Annotated in this window: 15 protein-coding genes and 1 pseudogene; 6 read left to right on the top strand and 10 right to left on the bottom strand. The window is 59.9% G+C overall.

Going from position 1 to position 16,227, the window contains the following annotated elements:
- Positions 1-50: 50 nt before the first annotated feature.
- A complete protein-coding gene (locus ACAX43_RS19520) occupies positions 51-2,363 on the bottom strand; it encodes a PAS domain S-box protein (protein WP_370710069.1) in 2,313 nt (770 codons plus the stop codon).
- Between the two features lie 560 nt (positions 2,364-2,923).
- Between ACAX43_RS19520 and ACAX43_RS19525 the strand changes: the two are divergent.
- Positions 2,924-3,064: pseudogene (locus tag ACAX43_RS19525) on the top strand (nitronate monooxygenase); the annotation flags it as partial.
- A 225-nt stretch (positions 3,065-3,289) separates the two neighbouring features.
- Here ACAX43_RS19525 and cysM read toward each other — a convergent pair.
- The 4 genes from cysM to ACAX43_RS19545 all read right to left on the bottom strand — a co-directional run bounded on the left by cysM (position 3,290) and on the right by ACAX43_RS19545 (position 7,260).
- A complete protein-coding gene (gene cysM, locus ACAX43_RS19530) occupies positions 3,290-4,192 on the bottom strand; it encodes a cysteine synthase CysM (protein WP_370710070.1) in 903 nt (300 codons plus the stop codon).
- Between the two features lie 130 nt (positions 4,193-4,322).
- Positions 4,323-4,784: a universal stress protein gene (locus ACAX43_RS19535; protein WP_370710071.1), complete on the bottom strand. Its 462-nt coding sequence runs from the start codon at positions 4,782-4,784 to the stop codon at positions 4,323-4,325.
- Between the two features lie 210 nt (positions 4,785-4,994).
- Positions 4,995-5,444, bottom strand: coding sequence for a MarR family winged helix-turn-helix transcriptional regulator (locus tag ACAX43_RS19540; protein ID WP_370710072.1), 450 nt, complete (start codon positions 5,442-5,444; stop codon positions 4,995-4,997).
- Between the two features lie 25 nt (positions 5,445-5,469).
- On the bottom strand, positions 5,470-7,260 hold the full coding sequence (locus ACAX43_RS19545) for a chloride channel protein (RefSeq protein WP_370710073.1): 1,791 nt from the start codon (positions 7,258-7,260) through the stop codon (positions 5,470-5,472).
- Positions 7,261-8,096: 836 nt separating this feature from the next.
- Here ACAX43_RS19545 and ACAX43_RS19550 point away from each other — a divergent pair.
- Positions 8,097-8,249, top strand: coding sequence for a hypothetical protein (locus ACAX43_RS19550; RefSeq protein ID WP_370710074.1), 153 nt, complete (start codon positions 8,097-8,099; stop codon positions 8,247-8,249).
- Between the two features lie 118 nt (positions 8,250-8,367).
- Here the strand turns inward: ACAX43_RS19550 and ACAX43_RS19555 are convergent, their stop codons facing one another.
- Positions 8,368-8,685, bottom strand: coding sequence for a DUF1840 domain-containing protein (locus tag ACAX43_RS19555; RefSeq protein ID WP_370710075.1), 318 nt, complete (start codon positions 8,683-8,685; stop codon positions 8,368-8,370).
- Positions 8,686-8,996: 311 nt separating this feature from the next.
- Between ACAX43_RS19555 and ACAX43_RS19560 the strand changes: the two genes are divergently transcribed.
- The 3 genes from ACAX43_RS19560 to ACAX43_RS19570 all read left to right on the top strand — a co-directional run bounded on the left by ACAX43_RS19560 (position 8,997) and on the right by ACAX43_RS19570 (position 12,473).
- Positions 8,997-10,163: an HPP family protein gene (locus ACAX43_RS19560; protein WP_370710331.1), complete on the top strand. Its 1,167-nt coding sequence runs from the start codon at positions 8,997-8,999 to the stop codon at positions 10,161-10,163.
- Positions 10,164-10,257: 94 nt separating this feature from the next.
- Positions 10,258-10,674, top strand: coding sequence for a MarR family winged helix-turn-helix transcriptional regulator (locus tag ACAX43_RS19565; protein WP_370710076.1), 417 nt, complete (start codon positions 10,258-10,260; stop codon positions 10,672-10,674).
- Between the two features lie 2 nt (positions 10,675-10,676).
- Complete coding sequence (locus tag ACAX43_RS19570) at positions 10,677-12,473, top strand: chloride channel protein (RefSeq protein WP_370710077.1); 1,797 nt, start codon at positions 10,677-10,679, stop codon at positions 12,471-12,473.
- A 56-nt stretch (positions 12,474-12,529) separates the two neighbouring features.
- Here ACAX43_RS19570 and ACAX43_RS19575 read toward each other — a convergent pair whose 3' ends face one another.
- The 4 genes from ACAX43_RS19575 to ACAX43_RS19590 form a co-directional block, all read right to left on the bottom strand.
- Entirely contained in the window at positions 12,530-13,228 is a 699-nt protein-coding gene (locus ACAX43_RS19575; RefSeq protein ID WP_370710332.1) for an RNA polymerase sigma factor, read from the bottom strand.
- Positions 13,229-13,249: 21 nt separating this feature from the next.
- Positions 13,250-13,549: a cupredoxin family copper-binding protein gene (locus ACAX43_RS19580; protein ID WP_370710078.1), complete on the bottom strand. Its 300-nt coding sequence runs from the start codon at positions 13,547-13,549 to the stop codon at positions 13,250-13,252.
- Positions 13,550-13,619: 70 nt separating this feature from the next.
- Positions 13,620-14,153, bottom strand: a complete 534-nt coding sequence (locus ACAX43_RS19585; protein WP_370710079.1) for a DUF4142 domain-containing protein — start codon at positions 14,151-14,153, stop codon at positions 13,620-13,622.
- Between the two features lie 163 nt (positions 14,154-14,316).
- Positions 14,317-14,688 carry a hypothetical protein gene (locus tag ACAX43_RS19590; protein WP_370710080.1) on the bottom strand — a complete coding sequence of 124 codons (372 nt, stop codon included), beginning with the start codon at positions 14,686-14,688 and terminating at the stop codon, positions 14,317-14,319.
- Positions 14,689-15,088: 400 nt separating this feature from the next.
- Here ACAX43_RS19590 and ACAX43_RS19595 point away from each other — a divergent pair, with 400 nt between their 5' ends.
- A complete protein-coding gene (locus ACAX43_RS19595) occupies positions 15,089-16,207 on the top strand; it encodes a porin (protein ID WP_370710081.1) in 1,119 nt (372 codons plus the stop codon).
- Positions 16,208-16,227: the final 20 nt, after the last annotated feature.

A 16,227-nucleotide genomic window follows, 5' to 3' on the forward strand; every position in this document is an offset into this window, starting at 1 on the left:
CACCGCAGCCATCCATTGGCCTTTTGAATAATTTCGCGCCAGCAAAAAAGCTATGCGCTCGTATCGGTTTCCGCAGGCTCATCGCTAATCGAGAACGTGTTTTTGCCGTCTCTTTTGGCCGCGTACATGGCATCGTCTGCCCGTTTTAGCAGGTCAGCAGGCGTCTCGTCGTTGCGATTACGAAAAATCGCCACACCCATGCTGGCGGAAAGCACGATATCGATCCCACCTATCTCGTTCAACCCGCCACAGGTCGAGAGTATATTTTTGCATAAGCGCTCGACAGGACGTTGAGGATCGAAAATATTCTCGATAATGACAGTGAATTCGTCGCCAGCAAGGCGAGCGACGAAGTCGTCTTTTCTGAATAGGCTCAGCAACATGCCCGCGAATTTTTTCAATGCGGCGTCGCCGAACTCGTGCCCATACGTATCGTTGAGCTCCTTGAAGCCGTCAAGGTCGATGAACATCAATGCCATGGGCAAACCGGTCCGGTTCGACCGGTCAAAGGCCCGTTCGAGTTCATTCATGAAAGATCGGCGATTTGCCAAACCTGTCAGGGTATCGTGCGTTGCCTCATGCCTAAGCCGCTGTTCAAGCTCTTTTCTTCCAGTGACATCAAGGCACAACACATATGCGCCGACAATCTTGCCGTCGTCCGCCGAATCCGGAACAAGGGTGATACTTAGCCACCTGGACCCGGCGGGTCCGATAGCGCGATGCTCGAAGGTTGCACGGTTGCCGGCCAATGCTTTCGCTATGTGAGGGAGAATTACCTCGTAGAGAGATTCGCCGAAAATTTCCCGGATAGGCTTATTCGAAAAGAAAGATGACGGACGCTTGAGCACAACCTCATGCTGGCGGTTATGAAAACGGTAGATCTGCTGGCGATCCATATACCCGATCAACACGGGCAGATTATCTGTAATCCTCTGCAGTCGCAGATTGCTTTCACGAATCTTCTGTTCATCACGCTTGCGCTGTGAAATATCGTGCAAAAAAACATTGATTAGCTTTTTGCCACCTACGCTCGTTGACCCCAGTGTCAGTTCAACGTAAAACTCTTCTCCTGATTTCCGGATTGCGCGCATTTCCATTCTCTGCCGCGGCAACTTCATATCGCCGGACTGCATAAACCGCGCAAACCCGGACCGGTCAGTACTGTGCAAGTCTGCTGGAACGATGATCGTATCGAGAGGCAACCCGACCGCCTCGTGCCGCTGCCAACCAAAGATTCTCTCCGCGGCCTTATTCCAGGTGACGACCTCGCCTTCCTCGTCGATCTCCACGAATGCATCGGTTGCGTTTTCAAGCGTCGCGTAGAAGTGTCCCCGCTCCTGAACGACCTCGTCCTGGGCGTGTCGGCGCTCGAGCGCTTCACGCTCCAGATTTTGAACCGCATCATTCAATTCCACGGTTCTCCGGGTTACTCGCTCCTCCAGATCGAGACGCAAGGCTTTCAACTCAAGTTCCGCCCGCTTGCGAGCGTCTATATCAATGGCCACCATGATGAGTTGAGATATCCTGCCGTCGGACTCGTGAAGGCCGGAAACGGAGATTTCAGTCCACAGCTCGCTCCCGTTGGACCGTAAAAAACGCTTCTCCAAGGAATACGCCGGAATTTCGTTAGCCAGCAGCCGACGAAATTGCTCAAGATTCTCCGGTAGATCCTCCGGATGGATAATGTCCTGAAATCGTCTTGCGAGAAGCTCCGGGACAGCATACCCAAGCATCGTCGCCAGTTGTTCATTCACCCGTTTCCACACCCCGTCCGGGCAAACGAGCGCAATGCCGACAGAAGACTGCTCGACAACCCGCTGGAACAACCGTTCCGTTTCTTCACGGGAGGTTCTATCGCGTTCCGAACGCTTCTGGGCCTCAAGCCGATGGAAATACTGCTCGGCCATTGCCGCCAGATCGCCAAGAAGATCTGCGTCGCCAGCCGGGAAGAGGCGCGGCACCCTGTCGATCAGACACAACGTGCCGAGCGGGTGTCCATCGATCGATCGCAGAGGGTGTCCCGCGTAAAAACGTATCCCCGGCTCACTGAGAACGAGGGGATTTTCCGCAAACCTGATGTCTCTCGTGGCGTCGAAAACCACCATTATTTCGCGTGATGCGATGGCGTGCGAGCAAAACGATATGTCGCGCGAAGTCTCTGTCGCTTCGAGCCCCACCCGGGACTTGAACCACTGCCGATCCCTGTCCACGAGCGACACCAGTGCAGTCGGAACATCGAAGAGCCGGCAGGCTATTCTCGTGATCCGGTCAAGCTCTTCGTCCTGGGGTGTATCGAGAACGCAGAGGCTTTTCAGCGTCTCGATACGTAAAGCCTCTTCAGCCGCGTTAGGTGTCGCTTTCATGGGGTGCCGCGGTTGAGTTGAAAATTAGAATTGCATGAGGCATCATGCCGCGCAACTGCTCAGCCAGATCAATCCCGCTGATGCCGCCGGCATCCGGACATTGGCGAGGCCGCCATCAAAATCCGCATTTTCCTCCGGCATCTGCAACGCCCCGCGGGCGCCGGGTGCCAGCTGCATAAGGTGTTCAGGAAGAGCGCGCGCGCCATATTTTCGACCTCGGTCAACTCAGGTCGTGCTCGATCAGCAGAAGCCGACAACCGGCCGGTTCATTCGCTCCCGCTCATCATACGCTGCCTGCGTCCGGGCCGACTCAATACCGTTCGCGACCCGCAGCAGATAGGGGGAGAGACCTCAGGCGACGGCCGGCGTATCCGCTTAAAGCGGCCGCGATCCGATGACGCACTGCAGGTCCGGTTTGGTGCCACAGACTCAGTTCGCCGCCCAGACTCACGCCCTCCTCCGCCCAGGCGGCTGCGCGACGTTTTGATGGCCCTGTTCCCACACTTGCACGAGTGTCGCGGCGTGGCGGACGAAACGATCACCCGCAGCGTGACGCATTGCCCCCTTTGCTCAATGCGCAGATTTCGACCTGCATCGAACTCGAAGTGCCGGTGGTCGGGTTGTTCTGGGACATCGCGGCGACGATCGTTCGGCGGCTACGCGAGGCCGGCGGCCATGTTCGAGGCGATCTGCCGCTCGCGCCGTCACGGAATGACTGACCGCCCCCCCTCCGCTGAAGATTTTTTTTCTGAACCACAGCGGAGGAACCGCTGTTTAGGGAACGGACACTTGCCCAGAGGAGCGGATCGTGTCGTGGGCATCATGCGCACATAAGGGAGCACGAGATGACGTTGCAGCCAGTTTCCCGGCTCGTCGCAAACGACGCGCAAACCGGCATGACCGGCCAGATAGTGAGCGTGAAGTCATCACGCGGGAAAAGCGCCCGTCGACAGGTAACGGTCGCCGCGGTCGCAGACGATGAACACGATCGTCGCGTTCTGAACCTCCTGCGCGATCCTCAAGGCGACAGCGCATGCGCCCCCTGCCGAGATACCGCAAAAAATCCCCTCGATCGCAGCGAGCCGGCGCGCTGTGACTTCCGCGGAGGTCTGACTGACCGACTCGATCCGATCAACCCGGGACGGCTCAAAAAAATCCGGCAGATACGCTTCGGGCCATTTGCGTATCCCGGGGATCCGTGCACCAGCTTCGGGTTGCACACCCACAATCTGCACTACCGGATTCTGTTCCTTGAGAAACCGGCTCACGCCCATAATCGTCCCTGTGGTCCCCATGGCCGATACGAAGTGAGTGACTTGTCCGCCCGTGTCACGCCAGATTTCCGGACCGGTTCCTTCGTAATGCGCAAGCGGGTTATCGGGATTCGAAAACTGATTGAGAACAGTGCCATGCCCATCACGCTGCATGTTTGCGGCGACGTCACGCGCACACTCCATTCCCCCGTGAACGGGTGTCAGGACCAGTTCGGCGCCATACGCGGTCATGGACTGGCGGCGTTCGACCGACACGTCCTCCGGCATGACCAGCACCATCCTGTAGCCCCGAAGCGCGGCTGCCATGGCGAGCGCTATTCCCGTGTTGCCGCTGGTGGCTTCGATCAGCACGTCGCCGGGACTGATGATGCCGCGACGTTCGGCACCTGCAATCATTGATAGCGCCGCCCGATCCTTCACCGACCCGGCGGGATTATTGCCCTCAAGTTTGCCAAGGATGACATTGTTGCGCGCACGCGCGGTTTCATCTGGAAGCCTGATGAGTTCGACGAGGGGCGTGCTTCCAATGGCAGCTTCAATGTTCCTGTAGCTCATGTCGACGTAAAGGTGTAAAGGTGAAATGTTAAGGAGAGCTTGACTGACGGTGGAAACGGACCCGGTGGTCGCGCCACGAGTCCGCTGCAAACTGCTTCAGCGAGTGACTCGCCATACCGGCGAACAACGCTTAGGTAACCGGCTGGGCACCGTCGTCTGCTGGACACATCGCGACGAGCACACTGCACCTGACCCGGTCCAGCAGCAACCCATCGTTTTTGCCTGACCACCAGCGGGCCAGCCGGGTGGCACGGCGGTGGCCCACCACGATGAGGTCGACTTTCAGATCCTCTGCAAAAAATGGAATCTGATCCAGCGGATCTCCGACGGCGAAGTGTCCTGTGGCCTGGATTCCGCGCGCTGCGAGTTTCTTCAGCCCTTCCTGAAGCAGGTCTTTGGCTGCGTTGTTGACGACGTCAAAGGGCACGGCGGAGGTGATGTCGGCCCCCTGTACCCAGGCCGAATTGTTCAGAATGGAAAGGACGTGCGTTTCCACCCTGAGTGGCTCGACTAGCGCGCAAGCCTCTTTAAGCGCCTGCTGCCCTTCACGGGTTGCGTCATAGCAAAGAAGTACGCGTCCGAACGCCGACATATGATCACCTCCCCTTTCTATCGCAGCGGCGCGGAAGTCAATCCGGCAACGCTCGGTCTCGCCCCAAAGCGAGTGACCGGCCACTCGCACGCGAATCTCTCATCGCTTCATTATATATCATGTCATGATACAAATCATCACGCCAACGGCGAGGCATGCCGTGCCGGCAGGGTCAGGACAGCGTGTGCGCAATCTCGAGCGCGGCACACGTTACCGAGAGTCGCTCGTGTTGCGCTTATCGGTCGTGCGCCCGTCGAACTGCAACTGCCATACCTTATCGAACGAACTGCGCTGGCCGCGATGGCGTTCGGCCACGCGCGTAAGACGTTCTTCCCCGTATGGCAGAAGATGAACCTCGACCTGCCGCCGGTCCGATTTGCTGCGGCGCCGTTCGACGAATCCCGCAGCTTCGCAGCGGGACACCAGCGCGACCACGCCATGAGGCACTGCCTGCAGGCGCTCGGCCAGTTCGCCGACCGTCGCCCATTGGCGCCCCGGCATGCCTTTGATATGCAGCAGCATCATGTATTGAACCGGTGTGACGCCTTCGAGACGCAGGATCGCTTCCGACATGTGCAGAAATCGCCGCAACTGATAGCGAAATTCCGACAGCCTTTCGAAATCGGCTTTGGTCAGCGCATCGGTCGGGCAGATTTTCATGGGGCCACCGTAAGGAAGCAGGGGTTCAGTGTGGTGGCGCGCTGTCCTCGACCGGTGCCGATCGCTTGCCGCGTGTCAGCGATACACTCCGGAATTGCTCACGCTCGCGTTCTTCATTGAAGATCGAAAGCGACGGCTTGACCAGGTCATGGCGCGACACGATGCCGACCAGTCGATACGTTGTTTCATCCGCCACGACCGGCACGCGATCAAGTGAAAGCACCGCGAGACGCGCCGCGACATGCCGGCATGTCTCATCGGGCAGTGCGATTTCAGGACGCTTGCCACTGAACAGCGCGCCGACGCGCGTTGCCCCGCCCTCACCGTCCATCGCGAGGCCCAGCATTTGCCGATCGGTCATGCCGACCAGCACGCCGTTGCGCACGACCGGATAGGCGCGATGCACCTGTTGCGGGCCGAAATGCCGCTCAAGGGCGTCGGCGACGCTGGCGTCCGCATCGATGGTCAACACGCCCTTCGTCATCACCTCGTCGACGTGATGCCGTTCAAGCGGGTCGATGCCGTATTCGCGGTAGATGTGATAACCACGCCTCGCGATTTTCTCCGTCAGAATCGAACGGCGCATGAAGAGCACCGTAAATCCATACGACACGGCAGCGGCCGTCAAAAGCGGTAGCAACGCGTTCGCGTCGTGCGTCAGCTCGAACGCGAACACCACCGCCATGATCGGTGCGCGCATCATGCCGCCCAGTGCCGCCGCCATGAAGACAAGAGGCCACACCGCCGGGTCGCCACCCGGCATGAACGGGCCGAGCACGGCGCCTACGCCCGCGCCCATCATCAGCAAGGGTGCGAGCACGCCGCCGGACGTACCTGAACCCAGCGCGATGACCCAGATCACCGCCTTGACCAGCACGATCGCGAGTACCACGCTGAGCGTGAGGTGATTCAGCAGCAGATCGCCGATCACGTCATAGCCGACGCCTAGCGCACGCGGCTGAAAGTAGCCACCGATGCCGACCGCCAGGCCGCCGAGCGCGGGCCACCACATCCAGTGGAACGGCAACCGCGCGAAGGCGTCTTCAACCTTGTAGAGCCAGCTCGACAGCCCCCACGAAAGCGCACCTGTAATCAGCCCGGCGACCGCGCACGATGCGAGTCCGAGGGGGCCGAGCGGCAGCGTTTGGAGCGGGAATAGCGGTCCACTGCCCATGAACAGCGGCCGGGCGAATCCCGCCACGGCACAGGCGACGGCGGCCGGCAGCAGGCTGCGTGGCCGCAATTCGAACAGCAGCAATTCAACCGCCAGCAATACCGCTGCCACCGGGGTGCCGAACACGGCTGTCATCCCGGCGACCGCGCCCGCGACCAGCAACGTCTTGCGTTCTCCGCTCGACAGATGAAAAAACTGCGCGATCAGCGAACCGATAGCGCCGCCGGTCATGATGATCGGCCCTTCGGCGCCGAACGGTCCGCCGCTGCCGATCGCGATAGCGGATGCCAGCGGCTTGAGCACAGCCACGGTGGGCGACATCTTGCTCTTACCGAACAGAATGGCCTCAATCGCCTCGGGAATGCCGTGTCCGCGAATCTGCTCGGAACCGAAGCGGGCGATCAGCCCGACGATCAGGCCGCCGATCACCGGCACCACCACAATCCACAAGCCCAGCGTGTTGGTCGCTGGCGAGCGGTCCGCGATCGATACCGTCTGAAAGAAAAACAGGTTGGTGAAAAAGTGAATCAGATGGAGCAGAAAGTCTGCCACCACCGTACTCAGGATGCCGACGACGGCGGCTATGGCGGTGATCCGCAATAGCCGGGTATCGGTGGCGAAATCGCCTTTGGAAGCATTCACGTGCACGTTGAATCCCAACTGTCGAATGGAGAAATGCGAAGATGCCGCCCGCTGCGCGACGGCTCGAACATCCAATATTGTATCACTTTGTGATGTAATGTGCGATCGACTGTCTTCGTGCCCAGCGAGTCTGCGGGAGCCTCATGCAGTTGCATGGCCGGCAATGCAAAATTGCCTATATAGATCACGTCGTGATATATAATCGAAAGCGGGACCGTTATTTACCTGAAGATTCAGTGCGCAACGAAAGGCAAGCTCCGAGGGGATCATGGAGGAAGGCATGCTGGCCCCGCTTCTCGACCGGGTGTCGTGCGACGTGCTGTTCGAAGTCGCGCGTTAATGCTTAGACGTGGGTGCAAAATAAGTCGGAAAGCAAAAATTCGAACGTCGAGCGGCCACGGAATGTCCGTCATCGACACGCAACAAGATTGGAGACGATCATGATGGATCTACTGGTACAACTGGTTGTTGCCGCAGTGATACTCGCTATGGTGGTCCTTCTCGTCATCGAGCAGGGGCGCCGTGCGACTTTGCGGGAGCGTATTCTCCACCCGGTATCACGCCGGCATTGGTGGAACCGGACGCGCAACGGACACTGATCGCGAGGCGATTACCGCACACGCCCCCTTCTTCTGAAACCGTCAGGCGAAGGGGCGCGCTAGAGCGTTGTCCAGAGAAAGTACACGTGCCGTCCGTCCCGGCCCTTGGTGGCGGGCGCGTGGCCGAGGCGCCACCTGTGGCTTTCTCCACAACACCCGCGCGGCCAACTGACAAGCACCAGCGGCCCACTCGATAGCAGGGTGAGTGTTGTGGCGCCATACACGCCGACAATCGTCATGGGCACGTCAGGAAAATACGAAGCCACATTGCCCGGGATCGACGTGGCGCGCCAGATCCGTTGGGACGCCCTATACGAACTGCCGGCCGACGCGATCGCGATACTGCCGCCGCCCACACCGGGCTCGCCCGTATGTCGCCAGCCGGCGTGACAAACGACAGGGATTACGCATGCCGCCAGCGCTGCAACGCGCGCCTTGAACCAACACCGTTTCATCTCCGATCCTTCCAGCGTCAAGCCATGGCTGCTCAGTTCAGGTAGGCAGGCGGCTAGAGCCCCCAGATAATATCGGCGTCCGTTTTGCGCGCCGCCCGCAGCATGTCCAGAAATGGCCACGCGCGCTGCGAAAGTCCGTTGCCTGAGTCGCGCCGGTTGCCGGGAGAGCACTGCAGCGTTTCAAGGGCAATGTCGGCCTTGGCTTCGTCTTCGATCGCGGCCTCGAGGCGGCTGATTGCGCGAGGCAGTTCATCGTGCATGATGACGCCACGAGCGTCGAGCCGCTTGCCGATCAGACCCAGCAGATATTGCGCAAGATCCCGAAGCATCAAAACGTCAGGCGATGCAGTCGATTGAAAAGTGATCATCATGATGGCCCCTCCCTTATAGAGTGAATCGCGGTCGAACTGACTTCACCCGCACTACGGCTATGCAGTCATTTTATATCACAACGTGATTTATTTTAATAGCCGCTGACGTCTTTGGCACGTCGCGCAGGTCGTTCGTATGAGTTTCGCAACGCGAACAGCGAATGGCGTCACATGCATGCCGACTGCCCGAAGCGCGGGGGTATATCACAATGCAATATAATCATGACGATTGTTTATTTGGTTTTTCGAGGGTTTCCCCTTAAGGTCATGCCCTCGCGATTGACTTCGTGCAACCCCTTTTCGGCCAGATCTTGTCTCGCTCCACCGCACTTAACTGGATTTCCAGCTTTATCCCGGCCCCGATGGCCGTCAAATGGCAGGAGCGTTGGCGATCGTGCCTTGGTGCACTGCTCGGCATTGCGTTCACCGGCGGCGCGATGCATCTCCTGCTCGGGCACGCGGCGACCATTCCGCTTCTTGTCGCGCCAATGGGCGCCTCGGCTGTATTGCTGTTTGGCGTGCCGGCCAGTCCGCTCGCGCAGCCATGGTCCATCGTCGGCGGCAACCTTGTTTCAGCAACGATTGGCGTGACCTGTGCGAGCACGATCGCAGACCCGATCCTGGCATCGGCTCTCGCCGTCGCCCTGTCCATCTGCGGGATGTTCGCGCTCCGGTGCGTTCATCCGCCATCGGGTGCTGTCGCACTGACGGCGGTGCTGGGCGGCCCCGCCGTGCATGCGTTGGGCTACGCTTTCGTGCTTGAGCCGATTGCCGTGCAGTCGGTTGCGCTCCTCAGTGCGGCAATCGTCTATCACGCCGCCACCGGCCACCGCTATCCGCACGCCGGCCGTCAGAGCCGAGGCAATGCAGGCACCTCCGCCGAGCAAGCGTCGCGTTCGGGCTTCACCCGGGCGGATCTCGAAGCGGTTCTGAAAAGACGCAGCGAAATGCTGGATATCGATCCGGACGATCTCGAGTCACTGCTGCGCGAGACACAGCTTCAAGCCTTCTCGCGAACCTTCAAAGAGCTCACCTGCTCGGACATCATGTCACGTCACGTCGTGACGGTTGCGCCGGACGCCCGGGCGGCGGCGGCCTGGGGCCTGCTCAAACGCAATCATGTGAAAGCCCTGCCTGTCACCGATCCAGCGCACAAGCTCGTTGGCATCGTGACCCGAGCGGATCTGATCGATAAAAGAACCTTCGGGCGGCTTTCCTCCCTCGCCGGTTACTTCGACAGCTGGCTTCGTCAGGATCCGCTTTCCACGCCGAATGTCGGCTCCGTGATGAGTACCGAGGTCTGCACCGTCGACTCGGCATCGCCGATTACCGAACTCGTCCCCATGTTCGCGAACTACGGCCACCACCATATTCCAGTACTCGATGCCACGGGCCAGGTGGTTGGCATGATTACGCAGGTGGACCTGATTTCCGGCCTGTATCGGCAGACCTTTGCGGAGGACAGGAAAGCCGCATGAGGACGGTATACAGCGCAAGGCATGCAACGCCGAATTGTATTTTTTTATATCATTATATGATATAATTGCCGTTTTTTACGTTGGCAGATATCCAATGAAAGAACGGGTTCGCGGGCTGAGCAAGGCCGACTTCGAACAACTATCGGAGTTTCGTTACCAGATGCGGCGCTTTGAACGCTTCTCGGAACAGGCCGCCCAAAACGAAGGCATCACGCCGCTGCAATATTTGCTGCTCCTGCACATCAAGGGCTACCCGGAGCGCGATTGGGCGACAGTTGGCGAACTGGCGGAGCGACTTCAGGCGCAGCATCACGGTGTCGTCGCGCTGGTATCGCGTTGCGAGGCACTCAGTCTGGTCCGCCGTCAAGTCAGCGAGGCCGATCGCCGTCAGGTGGAAGTCCACCTGGAGAAAGCAGGTGAAAAGGTACTTGCAAAATTGGCGGAACTGCACCGCGCCGAGCTGAAATCGCTCGAGGGTGCTTTCCAGATTCCTCAGATCGACTTTGAATAACTATGAGCATGGCTTCCCACAAGCGCGATTTTTCAGCTAACGCGCGATTACCCGGCATTTTTGTACTTGCCGCATGTATCGGTGTCGTCAGCACGCTTGCCGCATTCGTCTTACTGAATCTGATCCACTTATTCACCAATCTGTTTTTCTTCGGAACGCTCTCGTTCGCGGACCGCTCGCCGGCCGACAACACGCTCGGCGCCCGGATGGTCCTGGTGCCCGTGGTGGGCGGTTTGATCGTCGGTCTGATGGCGCGGTACGGCTCCGAAAAAATTCGCGGGCATGGTATTCCGGAAGCGATTGAAGCGATTCTGTTCGGCAAGAGCAAGATGTCGCCGAAAGTCGCTGTGCTCAAACCGCTGTCGTCCGGCATCGTGATCGGCAGCGGTGGCCCGTTCGGCGCCGAAGGCCCGATCATCATGACGGGCGGCGCACTCGGCTCGCTGATTGCCCAATGCGTGAAAGTGACCTCGGCGGAACGCAAAACACTGCTGGTCGCCGGTGCCGCGGCGGGCATGACCGCCGTGTTTGGCACACCGGTGGCGGCACTGTTGCTGGCAGTCGAACTGCTGCTGTTCGAATGGCGGCCGCGCAGCTTTTTGCCTGTCGCGCTCGCCTGCGCGGTCGCCGGCTTTGCCCGCGCGGCTTTTTTCGGCACCGGACCGTTGTTCCCGCTGGAAACAGGCGTACCTGACGGCTGGTCGCTGTTCTCGTGCGCCATTGCCGGGCTGCTTTCTGGCGCGCTGGCTTCAGGTCTTTCGGCGGCCCTCTACAAGACGGAAGATCTGTTTGGCAAGTTGTCGATTCACTGGATGTGGTGGCCCGCGCTCGGCGGTGTGATCGTCGGCATTGGCGGATTGATCGAGCCGCGCGCACTCGGCGTCGGCTACGACGTGATCGGCGATCTTCTTCACCAGAATATCGCCTTGCAGGTCGCGCTCGCATTGCTGGCAGTCAAGGCCGTCATGTGGGTGGTTGCGCTGGGTTCGGGTACCTCGGGTGGTGTCCTCGCCCCGTTGCTGATGCTGGGCGCCGGGCTCGGGACCGTCCTTGCTCACTTTCTGCCCGGCAATCAACCGGCGTTGTGGCCGCTCGTCTGCATGGCGGCCACGCTCGGTGCGACCCTGGGGGCGCCTTTGACGGCGATCGTATTCGCATTCGGCCTCACGCATGACAGCAATGCGCTGTTGCCGCTTCTAACCGCGACACTGGTAGCGCACGGATTCTCGACGGTCGTGATGCGCCGTTCGATCATGACTGAAAAAATCGCGCGCCGCGGCTATCACATCTATCGGGAGTACGGCGTTGACCCGCTGGAGCGTCACTACGTCGACGAGGTCATGACGCGCTCGGTCGAATCGATCAATGCCGCTATGACCGTTGCCGATGCACTTGCGACGTACTTTGGCGGCACGCAGACGCGCCGCGCGTATCCGGTGGTGCAGGATGGCGCGGTGCTCGGCATGGTCGACCGGATGTTGCTTCAACAGTTCTGTCTTGATGACTCGGGGTTAAAAGCCCGTCTGCGCCTCGCGGACGTGCTGCGGCAGCGGCCCCCCGCTTTTGCGTTGCCCGATGAAACCTGCCGGCTCGTCGCCACGAGGCTGGCCGTACATGGGCTGGAACGTTTGCCCGTCGTTGCCGACCGGGCAACGATGCGGCTGGTGGGGATCGTATCGCGTAGCGACCTGATCAAGCCGTCCCTCAGCCATTTTGAGGAAGAGCATAAGAAGGAGCGTTTCCGGCGGATCGCGCCGGTCCTTCGAAAGCGGCGCTTTGCTCCTCGCAAGGCAGCCTGAAATCACGGACCGGCGGCGCCCACGGCCTGCCGGTCCGACTGAACAGCGGCTACCTCTCAATGCGCTTCATTCGCGAGGCGCGCAAGCACGTTTGCCACGACACGGTCACAGCGAGCGCCACCGAACTCGAACACACCGCGTTCAGCAAGATCCATTGCTTGTGCTAACGATTCGCGAAGCAGACTTCTCGCGCGAAAATGTCTGCTGCGCACGGTTGCTTCCGGAATGCCCAGGCATTGCGCGGTCTCCTCGATACTGAGTTCCTCGACCGAGCGCAGCACAAATACGATCCGGAAGACTTCCGGTAACTCGTCCAGCTTACGCTCGAGTAGTACACGGAACTCGGCGCGCGCCGCCGCGGTGTCTGGCTGTTCGGAGTCGTGTGCGGTCATGGCATCAATATCCGCTTCGGCAATCGTGTTCACGCTGACTATCGGAATGACGTTCTGCCGGCGGGATGTCTTGCGCAGACGGCCGAAACATTCATTGAGCAGCAGTCGGGACAGCCACGTGAAAAGCGTCGCATCGCCGCGGAATTGTCCAATGCACCGGTACGCCAATAGATAGGCTTCCTGGAGCGCGTCTTCTGCCTCCGCCTCGTTGCCCAGCGCGGCGCGTGCGATCCGGTATAACCGCCGGTTGTAGCGGCGCATCAACAACTCGAACGCGGCCCGATCGCCGAGCACAAGGAGGCGGACAAAATCCCGTTCGTCGCTTGCGGTCGATGGAAAGAGCGCCTCTGTCGATTCTGTCATGGAAGCCTCGCTTGCCTTCACTTAACGGACGGTCAGCGCGCCCGTCATGGTCGCGTGAAAACTGCACGTGTACGGATAACTGCCCGGCCGGCCGGCGACATAGGTCCACGAACCGTTCGGCGCGATGCTGCGCGAATCGAACGCTTTCGAGGTTGCGCTTGCCGTGTGGGGAAACAGATCCCTGTTGACCCATGTGACGCGATCGCCCCGTCTAATCGTCAGCGTAGGCGGATTGAAGCGCATCTGCTCGATCACGATCACATGGTTGGCAGGCGCGGGATCGACCGCGAAGGCGGCCGTCATCGCCACTGCCGCGATCATGCCGCAGCCCAGCCTCACCGCGCCCGTTCGAATCCGCTCATGCTGCAACCGGCAAGCGCAAAGCAGCCGGTCAGCCACCGCCCTTCCCCAAGGTAGCCTGCAGGTGCTTCGCATGCTCGAGGTGCGCTTCAAATGCCGGTCGCACTTTGACGAGAAGCGCCTTCAGCTCGTCATTGTGGGCATCTGGAATCAGGGTTTTGTCCAGCGCATCCAGAACCGCCTCATGATAGGCCACCTCATGATCGATGTACGCCCGATCGAACTTTGCTCCGCTGAGCGTCCTGAGTTTGGCAAGATTCGCATCGCCGCCCTGCTTGAGGCTCTGGCTGGTCGCGTTGTCCTCCGGGGTCACGCCCAGCTTGTGTACAAGATCCGTGGCAGCCTGATTGACGCCGCTATGGTCGGCTACCATCCGCTCGGCAAACTGCTTGACCGGGGTTGACTTCGTCTTCGATTCCGCGAGTTTTCCCGCGTCGATGTCAACCTGATTCGCGGTTACGACGATCGCTGCGATTTGCGGGTCGGTCACGCCGGCGTTTTGGGCCCAGACGGAAGCACTGGCCATTGCCAGTGCGGTGAAAACAAGTACGCGAGCGGTTTTCATGATGTCATTCCCCGAAGACGTTGGCGGGTGGGGGCAAAGTGTTCCAGTCCGGTCTGCATCGACCGCTGTCATTCACTTAGATGTCCCGTGTCGAACCGCTGTTCCCAGCCTGCCAGTCCCGATGAGGTGGCCCGGAGAATAGCGGCCGGCCCTCACGTCCCCGCTAGAATTTCGGATGACATTCGAAATTCACCGACGATGCATGTTCGGTCAGCATCTGCACGCCGCTGACCGTTTCAGCCGTGACACTGCTCTGCATGCCGAGACGCTCGCAGTAGTCGCGCGCCTGGCTGACTGCCTGGTCGTGCGCGCGGGCCCATGCCATCCGGCCGCCTGTCGCACTTGCCGCTACCGTGTAGACGCCGGGTTTGTCGGTGGCGACAACGCCGGTCGCCGATGCGCATCCCACCAGGCTGGCGCACGCAGCCACGGCCGTAATGAACACGCGCGCCCGGTTGAACAGCGGGCTTCGACGCTGCAGCGCTACGGAAGCACCTTCCTGATCAAGCATGGGGTTCGGGGCGTCGTTGAACATGATTCACCTGCATTTTTTCATCGTTTCATCAATCTCAAAATTATGCGCAATCTGGTGCGCGAGATCAGCCTCGTCATCTGAAAACACTGTTGCAGCCGTCTGAACAATCGGCGGCGGTCCTTGCCGGGACGGCACTTCGAAAGTCCCCGGCGTCACCGCCGAACATAGCGCCCTCGTTGGCCCACAACCCCGCTTCCATGGTTTTTGTCTGCCATGCACTTCCTGCACTCTCTTCATAAAAACAATGCACTGGCTTTATCCCGCCAGTTGACTTGAAATTAGCACGGCCATTCATTTCCGTGGCGACCGGTTGGAGTCAATGAACGCTGATCGAACTCGCCGCGCAGCACGGCTGTGCAATCAGGTCCGCTAGAGGCGGATATAAAAAGAGGAGACATGCATGCGTTTTATCAATCATGGCGTTTGCGGAGCCACGCTGATTCTTGCCGCCAGTGGCGCCGCGGCCGCCGAGTCGAGCGTGACCTTGTACGGCGTCGTCGATGCGAACATCCAGTATCTGGACAATGGTGGCGTCCATTCGTTTGCCGAAAGGAGCGGCGGCTCGACCGGCTCGCTGTTCGGCCTGAAGGGCAGCGAAGACCTGGGTGGCGGACTGAAAGCGCAGTTCAACGTCGAGACCGGCTTTAACGTGAACAATGGCGGATTGTTCGCCGATACCTCGGCGCTTTTCTATCGTCAGGCATGGGTCGGCCTGAGCGACGCCAAATACGGTTCGGTGACCATGGGCCGTCAGTACGAGCCGAGCTTCCGGGTCATCTATCCGTCCGATCCGTTTCGCGCGAACGAGGTGTTGTCGCCGTTTTCGGCCAACGTTCTCGCCGTCGACCGAAACACGCTGTCGACGCAGTACGACTCCGGCCGCGCCAGCAATTCGATCATGTATCAATCGCCGAATCTGAAAGGCCTGCAGTTTTACGGCATGTATGCGTTTGCGGCGACGGTGAGCCAGCCGGTGCCGGCGACTACCGGCAATATGCTGAACGTAGCGGCCACTTACTCGGGCTACGGCTTCTATGCGGGCCTCGCGTATGTGAACCAGCATTCGGGGCAGGTAACCATCGCCGGCCTGCCTACTTCGCTTAGCCTGCTGGGCACGGAGCACTTTATCGGTGCGCTCGCCTATCGGATCGGTATCGTGAACTTCCAGTTCAACTATTCATACAACCGCGCGAAGGACCCGGCGGCGGGATCGCTTGCCGCGCACCTCGGCACCGGGCATTCGCTCAGCATTGCGGAGTTGGGTGCGACGATTCAGGCAACCCCGGCGGACGTGATCGCAATTGCGGGCGTTCAGCGCAACGTGCGCGGCGCGCATGACAACACGCCGGGCATCGAGCTGGGCGTCGATCATTCGTTATCCAAACGCACGAGTCTTTACATGCGGGCGGGCTATATGAAGAACAACGGCACCGCTACGGTGAGCTGGCCAGGCGTGACGGTGACCGCACCCGGAACCAAGCAGATTCTTGCAACGGTGGGTATGACGCATCGGTTTTAAGGAGCATCGCTGCAGCGGCA

The sequence above is a fragment of the Paraburkholderia sp. IW21 genome (genome assembly GCF_041321145.1).
Classification (GTDB): domain Bacteria; phylum Pseudomonadota; class Gammaproteobacteria; order Burkholderiales; family Burkholderiaceae; genus Paraburkholderia.

Excerpts from the sequence above, each read along its gene's own strand:
- cysM (WP_370710070.1), bottom strand. The coding sequence starts at position 4,192 with ATGAGCTACAGGAACATTGAAGCTGCCATTGGAAGCACGCCCCTCGTC.
- ACAX43_RS19535 (WP_370710071.1), bottom strand. The coding sequence starts at position 4,784 with ATGTCGGCGTTCGGACGCGTACTTCTTTGCTATGACGCAACCCGTGAA.
- ACAX43_RS19580 (WP_370710078.1), bottom strand. The coding sequence starts at position 13,549 with ATGATCGCGGCAGTGGCGATGACGGCCGCCTTCGCGGTCGATCCCGCG.
- ACAX43_RS19585 (WP_370710079.1), bottom strand. The coding sequence starts at position 14,153 with ATGAAAACCGCTCGCGTACTTGTTTTCACCGCACTGGCAATGGCCAGT.
- ACAX43_RS19520 (WP_370710069.1), bottom strand. The coding sequence starts at position 2,363 with ATGAAAGCGACACCTAACGCGGCTGAAGAGGCTTTACGTATCGAGACG.
- ACAX43_RS19575 (WP_370710332.1), bottom strand. The coding sequence starts at position 13,228 with ATGACAGAATCGACAGAGGCGCTCTTTCCATCGACCGCAAGCGACGAA.
- ACAX43_RS19540 (WP_370710072.1), bottom strand. The coding sequence starts at position 5,444 with ATGAAAATCTGCCCGACCGATGCGCTGACCAAAGCCGATTTCGAAAGG.
- ACAX43_RS19570 (WP_370710077.1), top strand. The coding sequence starts at position 10,677 with ATGAGCATGGCTTCCCACAAGCGCGATTTTTCAGCTAACGCGCGATTA.
- ACAX43_RS19590 (WP_370710080.1), bottom strand. The coding sequence starts at position 14,688 with ATGTTCAACGACGCCCCGAACCCCATGCTTGATCAGGAAGGTGCTTCC.
- ACAX43_RS19550 (WP_370710074.1), top strand. The coding sequence starts at position 8,097 with ATGGGCACGTCAGGAAAATACGAAGCCACATTGCCCGGGATCGACGTG.
- ACAX43_RS19595 (WP_370710081.1), top strand. The coding sequence starts at position 15,089 with ATGCGTTTTATCAATCATGGCGTTTGCGGAGCCACGCTGATTCTTGCC.
- ACAX43_RS19555 (WP_370710075.1), bottom strand. The coding sequence starts at position 8,685 with ATGATGATCACTTTTCAATCGACTGCATCGCCTGACGTTTTGATGCTT.
- ACAX43_RS19565 (WP_370710076.1), top strand. The coding sequence starts at position 10,258 with ATGAAAGAACGGGTTCGCGGGCTGAGCAAGGCCGACTTCGAACAACTA.